The organism is Streptococcus sp. SO4, from assembly GCF_030440055.1.
Taxonomy (GTDB): Bacteria; Bacillota; Bacilli; order Lactobacillales; family Streptococcaceae; genus Streptococcus; species Streptococcus nidrosiense.
In genome coordinates this window covers 42,714-49,421 of sequence record NZ_JAQFJI010000015.1, presented here as the reverse complement: position 1 = coordinate 49,421, position 6,708 = coordinate 42,714, and the positions used below count along the sequence as shown (strand labels likewise).

4 protein-coding genes are annotated in these 6,708 nt (G+C 40.0%); 3 read left to right on the top strand and 1 reads right to left on the bottom strand.

The annotated features are described in order from the left end of the window. Positions 1 to 151 precede the first annotated feature (151 nt). The gene (locus PCY08_RS09110) at positions 152 to 1,597 is read right to left on the bottom strand and encodes a UDP-N-acetylmuramoyl-L-alanyl-D-glutamate--L-lysine ligase (RefSeq protein ID WP_223139984.1); all 1,446 of its coding nucleotides are present in this window, start codon (positions 1,595 to 1,597) and stop codon (positions 152 to 154) included. 103 nt (positions 1,598 to 1,700) lie between these two features. Here PCY08_RS09110 and PCY08_RS09105 point away from each other — a divergent pair, with 103 nt between their 5' ends. The 3 genes from PCY08_RS09105 (at position 1,701) to PCY08_RS09095 (ending at position 6,708) form a co-directional block, all read left to right on the top strand. Next, entirely contained in the window at positions 1,701 to 3,323 is a 1,623-nt protein-coding gene (locus PCY08_RS09105; protein WP_301560140.1) for a polysaccharide biosynthesis protein, read from the top strand. Positions 3,324 to 3,511: 188 nt separating this feature from the next. Continuing rightward, positions 3,512 to 5,470, top strand: coding sequence for a peptide ABC transporter substrate-binding protein (locus tag PCY08_RS09100; RefSeq protein WP_301560139.1), 1,959 nt, complete (start codon positions 3,512 to 3,514; stop codon positions 5,468 to 5,470). Between the two features lie 143 nt (positions 5,471 to 5,613). After that, positions 5,614 to 6,708, top strand: a complete 1,095-nt coding sequence (locus tag PCY08_RS09095) for a cystathionine gamma-synthase (protein ID WP_301560138.1) — start codon at positions 5,614 to 5,616, stop codon at positions 6,706 to 6,708.

Below are 6,708 nucleotides of genomic sequence, written 5' to 3'. Positions count from 1 at the left end.
AAATAGGGTGAAAAAACCTTTATTTGTTATGCAAAAAAAATAGAAGATAGGATAGAGAATCACTTTGATGATCTCAATCCTATCTCCTATTCAAATAGTTAGATTACTAACTTAATGACATTGGGGATTTTCCTAGCCTTCTTTAAATATACTATAGATAACGTTCTGCAACAGCAGCATCTCCAGGATAGTCTTCTTTCTGCCCTTGGATGATTTGGTAGCAGTCGGCTCCTTTACCAGCGATAATCACAGCGTCCAGTTCTTGACTTGTAACAGACATGGCGGCCTTGATGGCTTGCTCACGGTCGACAATCTTTTCAACAGGATGATGGATATAGCTACTGATTTCATCTGCAATGGCCATCGGATCTTCATAGTTTGGATCATCAGCTGTTAGAAAGACTTGAATTTCAGGATGTTGATCGAGGAGAAGTCCAAAGTCCTTACGACGGCTTTCTCCCTTGTTTCCAGTTGAACCAAGTACTAAAGCAATCTTTCCAGTTTGATGTGTTTCAACAACTGAGATTAGTTTTTTAAGACTGTCACCGTTGTGGGCGTAGTCGATGAAAACTTTTGCTCCATTTTTTTGAGTGAGGACTTCCATACGTCCAGGGACGCGAGTAGACGCAATCCCTTTTTTGATATCATCTAGACTAGCACCTAAACGAAGACAGGCAAGTCCTGCTGCAACAGCATTCTCTTGGTTGAAGTGCCCAATCAACTGAATATCATAGTCTCCAGCTAATTTACCAGTAGCTGAGAAGCTAAAGGCTTTGGAGTTCTCGATTTGGTTACTTGACTGGCTACCATAGAAGTCATGCTCTTGGTTCTCAACTTGTTCTTTTAGAACAGAGAAGTGGTCCATATCGCTATTAATGACAACTGCTCGGCTATTTTTCATCAAGAGACGCTTGTGGTAGAAGTAGTCTTCAAAGGTCGGATGCTCAATAGGACCAATATGGTCAGGACTAATGTTGAGGAAGACACCGACATCAAAGGTCAGGCCGTAAACCCGTTTCACCAAATAAGCTTGGCTGGATACTTCCATGATAAGGTGGGTTCTTCCATTATCAACTGCTTGAGCCATCATATCAAAGAGATCAATGCTTTCAGGAGTTGTTAGAGCAGATTTAAAGAAAGTCTTACCGTCCAAGGTCGTATTCATGGTTGATAACATAGCTGGACGATGTTGTTGATTTAAGATGTTGTAGGCGAAATAAGCTGCGGTTGTTTTTCCTTTAGTACCAGTGAAAGCAAGTAATTTTAATTTTTCCTGAGGGTTGCCATAAAACTCCATGGCAATCAAACTCATGGCTTTCTTAATATCGCTAACGACAATAACGGGAATACCGACTTCATAGTCCTGCTCAGCCACGTACCAACCAAGCCCTTGTGCGATAGCTGAAAACAGATATTCTTTTTTAAAGGCAGCTCCTTTTGCAAAAAATAGAGTATTTTCTTTGGTTGTTCGGCTATCGTAACTGATGCTGTCAAAAACAACATCGCTGTAGTTGTAGTGGTAATGTCCTTGGTCGATGATCTCACGGAAGAGATCATCTTTCTTTAAAATATCTAATACGGTTTCAATCTTTATCATACTTTCTATTGTAAACCGAAAGTCTGAATTTTACAAGTAACAAGGAAAAGTTTATAATGGAAGATAAGGAACATTTCCGTTATTAAAATTGAATGAGGAAGTTATGTCTAACGAAAATAATCATCAGCAGGCCCAGATGTTACGAGGGACTGCCTGGCTAACGGCTAGTAACTTTATCAGTCGCCTGCTCGGGGCCATCTACATCATCCCTTGGTATATCTGGATGGGGACTTATGCCGCTAAGGCAAATGGACTTTTCACCATGGGCTACAATATCTACGCCTGGTTCTTGTTGATTTCGACAGCGGGTATCCCGGTGGCAGTCGCAAAGCAGGTTGCCAAGTATAACACCATGCAAGAAGAAGAGCATAGTTTTGCTCTGATTCGAAGTTTTCTGGGCTTTATGACTGGACTCGGTCTTGTCTTTGCTTTGGTTTTATATCTCTTTGCGCCTTGGATGGCAGACCTTTCTGGTGTCGGTAAGGACTTAATTCCAATTATGCAGAGTCTGGCTTGGGCGGTCTTGATTTTCCCATCTATGAGTGTTATCCGCGGATTTTTCCAAGGAATGAATAATCTCAAGCCTTATGCCATGAGCCAAATCGCTGAGCAAGTTATCCGTGTTATTTGGATGCTCTTAGCAACCTTTATCATCATGAAACTTGGTTCAGGAGATTATCTGTCAGCAGTCACCCAGTCTACCTTTGCGGCCTTTGTGGGAATGGTAGCTAGCTTTGCTGTCTTACTTTATTTCCTTTTTAAAGAAGGGATGCTTCAAAAAGTTTTTGAAACGCGAGATAAGATTGATAGCAAACACCTGTTAATGGATACGATTAAGGAAGCTATTCCTTTTATCATAACAGGGTCAGCTATTCAGCTCTTCCAAATCTTGGACCAAATGACCTTTATCAATAGCATGAAGTGGTTTACCAACTACAGTAATGAAGACTTGGTTGTCATGTTTTCTTACTTCTCTGCCAATCCTAATAAAATCACCATGATTTTGATTTCGGTAGGAGTTTCGATTGGTAGCGTTGGGCTACCTCTCTTGACAGAGAACTATGTAAAGGGAGATTTACCAGCAGCTTCTCGTCTCATTCAAGATAGTATAACCATGCTTTTCCTATTCCTCTTACCTGCAACGGTTGGAGTAGTCATGGTAGGAGAACCCCTCTATACAGTCTTTTACGGTAAGCCAGATAGTTTGGCTATGGGCTTGTTTGTCTTTGCGGTCTTGCAGTCAACAATCCTAGGTTTGTACATGGTCTTATCACCAATGCTTCAAGCTATGTTCCGTAACCGCAAGGCAATCCTTTTCTTTTTCTATGGTTCCATTGCCAAACTCGTCTTACAAATACCATCAATAGCGATTTTCCATAGCTATGGTCCTCTCATTTCAACGACCATCGGTCTTATCATTCCAATTGTTTTAATGTATCGCGAGATCTGTCAGATTACAGGAGTTCATCGAAAAATTATCCTTAAACGAACCATCCTAGTGACTATTTTAACTCTTGTCATGTTTATCCTGGTAGGCTTCTTACAATGGATTCTTGGATTTGTTTTCCATCCAACTGGACGTTTCTGGAGCTTTATCTATGTCGCATTAATCGGTGCTATCGGTGGTGGTCTCTACGGATTCATGAGTCTCTATACTCGTCTCTTAGATAAGGTTATTGGGCAGGCAAAAGCTGACCAGTTACGAGCACGATTAAAATTATCATAATGCTTTATAAATAAAATGAACAGTTTGAACTTTTAAGGGGAAAAAGTTTAAATTGTTCATTTTTTATTAAAAAAAGAGAGAAAAAAATAAAAATTGTAGAAAAAAATAAATTTTTAACACATAAACGCTTGACTAAAAAAACTTTAACTGTATAATGATACAAATATTTAATTTTGGAGGTTCTGGAAATGAAAAAGTCTAAGGCAAAATATCTGACGCTAGCAGGCCTTGCCCTAAGTGCCGGTCTGCTCTTGGCGGCTTGTAGCAACTCTGCTAGTTCAACAAAGACATACAATTATGTATACAGTAGCGATCCCTCTAGTCTAAACTATTTAGTGGAAAACCGTGCAACAACAGGTGATGTTGTTACAAACTTGGTAGATGGCTTGATGGAAAATGACCAGTACGGAAACTACATTCCTTCATTAGCAGAGGACTGGACTGTTTCCCAAGATGGTTTGACTTATACTTACAAACTTCGTAAGGACGCCAAATGGTATACAGCAGATGGTGAAGAGTATGCACCAGTGACTGCACAAGATTTTGTGACTGGTTTGAAATATGCTGCAGATAAAAACTCAGAAGCCTTGTACCTAGTGCAAGATTCTGTTGCTGGTTTGGCTGACTACGTTAGCGGAAAAAACAAGGACTTTTCAACAGTTGGAGTCAAAGCTATTGACGACCAAACTGTTCAATATACTTTGACTCAACCAGAACCTTATTGGAATTCAAAAACAACTGCAACTATTTTGTTCCCAGTAAATGCAGACTTCTTGAACTCAAAAGGGGATGACTTTGGTAAGGTGGATCCAGCAAATATCTTGTATAATGGTCCATTTATCCTGAAATCATTCACATCTAAATCTGTACTTGAATACAAGAAAAATCCAAACTACTGGGATGCAAAAAATGTATTTGTAGATGATGTCAAGTTGACATACTATGATGGAAGTGACCAAGATGCGCTTGTTCGTAACTTTAGCGAAGGTGTCTATAGTTTTGCGCGTCTCTATCCAAATAGTTCAAGCTTTGCAGGTGTGCAAGAGAAATACAAGGATAATATCATCTATAGTATGCAAACTGCGACATCCTACTATTATAACTTTAACCTAGATAGAAAATCTTATAACCACACATCAAAAACGACAGATGCTGAAAAGACAGCCCAACAAGAAGCAGTCTTAAACAAATCATTCCGTCAAGCCATTAACTTTGCTTATGACCGTACAGCTTATGGAGCTCAGTCACAAGGGGAAGAGGGAGCAACTAAGATTATCAGAAACTTGCTCGTTCCACCTTCATTTGTAACTCTTGATGGTAAAGATTTTGGGGATGTCGTCGCTTCTAAGATGGTTAACTACGGCCAAGTATGGCAAAATGTGAACTTTGCGGATGCACAAGATGCTTATTATAATGCTGATAAGGCCAAAGAAGCTTTTGCACAAGCCAAGAAAGAATTGGAAGCTAAAGGCGTACAATTCCCTATTCATCTAGACTTGCCAGTAGACCAATCATATAAGAAGGGTGTCCAAGAGGCAAGTTCCTTCAAACAATCTATCGAGTCCGTCTTGGGTGCAGATAATGTCGTCATCGATATTCAAATGCTGACTACAGAAGAAATGGATGGCATTGGTTATCTTGCTAACACAGCTGCCCAAAAAGATTATGACCTCTACAATGGTGGTTGGAGCCCTGACTACCAGGATCCATCAACTTATCTTGATACACTTAACCTTACAAATGGTGGTTCATTGCAAAACCTTGGCTTAGAACCTGGTGAAAGTAATGCTAAAGCAACTGCGGTTGGCTTGGATACCTACACTAAGATGCTAGAAGAAGCCAATGCTGAACAAGATTTGACCAAACGTTATGACAAATACGCTGAAGCACAAGCTTGGTTGGTGGATAGCTCTCTCACACTTCCAAACGTTTCTCTTGGTGGAACACCAGGAATCAGAAAAACAGTTCCATTCTCTGCTGCCTTCTCTCAAGCGGGTAACAAAGGTGTTGAATCCTACAAATATGTTAAGTTGCAAGATAAGATTGTCACAACAGCTGAGTATGAAGAAGCTAGACAAAAATGGCTAAAAGAAAAAGAAGAATCTAACAAAAAAGCTCAAGAAGATCTTGCCAAACACGTTAAATAATAATTGTTAACAGAAAAACGATAACTCTAGAAAAGGTTATCGTTTTTTTATATAGTTTGAAACTATAACTAGCTCTTGAAAACAAGAAAACGAAGGATCCAAAATAAGTGGTACAATAGTTACTATAGATTTGGAGGTATTGTATGAGTAAATCATTTCACATCAACACAATTTTAGCACAAGCAGGGATCAAGTCTGATGAGGCAACAGGTGCTTTGGTTACACCTATTCACTTTTCAACGACTTATCAGCACCCAGAATTTGGTCAATCAACTGGATTTGACTATACCCGCACCAAAAACCCAACTCGTAGCAAGGCAGAGGAAGTTTTGGCAGCTATTGAATCAGCCAAGTATGCTTTGGCGACTAGTTCAGGTATGTCTGCGATTGTGTTAGCCTTTAGCGTTTTTCCAGTAGGAAGCAAGGTTTTGGCTGTCCGTGACCTTTACGGTGGCTCTTTCCGCTGGTTCAATCAAGTGGAGCAGGAAGGACGATTCCACTTTACCTATGCAAACACGGAAGAAGAGTTAATTGCCGAGCTAGAAAAGGATGTGGATGTACTTTATATCGAAACACCAACCAACCCTTTGATGTTGGAATTTGATATTGAAAAATTATCAAAATTAGCTCATGCTAAGGGTGCTAAAGTTGTCGTTGACAATACCTTCTATAGCCCGATTTACCAACGTCCAATTGAAGATGGAGCAGATATTGTCCTTCATTCAGCGACAAAATACCTTGCAGGACATAACGATGTCTTGGCTGGTGTAGTTGTGACAGATAATGCTGATTTGTACGAAAAACTCTTTTACAATCTCAACACGACAGGGGCTGTTTTGTCACCATTTGATAGTTATCAATTGATTCGTGGTCTTAAAACATTGTCACTTCGTATGGAGCGCTCAACAGCTAATGCTCAAGAGATTGTATCCTTTTTGGAACAATCACCTGCTGTCAAAGAAGTTTTGTATACAGGTCGTGGGGGAATGATTTCCTTTAAAGTGGCGGATGAGAAGCGTATCCCTCATATCTTGAATACTTTGAAAGTATTCTCTTTTGCTGAAAGCCTAGGTGGTGTTGAAAGTCTGATTACCTACCCAACCACTCAAACCCATGCAGACATTCCTGCAGAGGTTCGTCATTCTTATGGACTGACCGATGACCTTTTACGCTTGTCTATTGGTATTGAGGATGCTAGAGATTTGATTGAAGACTTGCGTCAAGCCCTGGAAGGATAA

Bases quoted from the DNA above. Each gene is read 5' to 3' on its own strand.
- PCY08_RS09110 (WP_223139984.1), bottom strand. From the start codon at position 1,597: ATGATAAAGATTGAAACCGTATTAGATATTTTAAAGAAAGATGATCTC.
- PCY08_RS09095 (WP_301560138.1), top strand. From the start codon at position 5,614: ATGAGTAAATCATTTCACATCAACACAATTTTAGCACAAGCAGGGATC.
- PCY08_RS09105 (WP_301560140.1), top strand. From the start codon at position 1,701: ATGTCTAACGAAAATAATCATCAGCAGGCCCAGATGTTACGAGGGACT.
- PCY08_RS09100 (WP_301560139.1), top strand. From the start codon at position 3,512: ATGAAAAAGTCTAAGGCAAAATATCTGACGCTAGCAGGCCTTGCCCTA.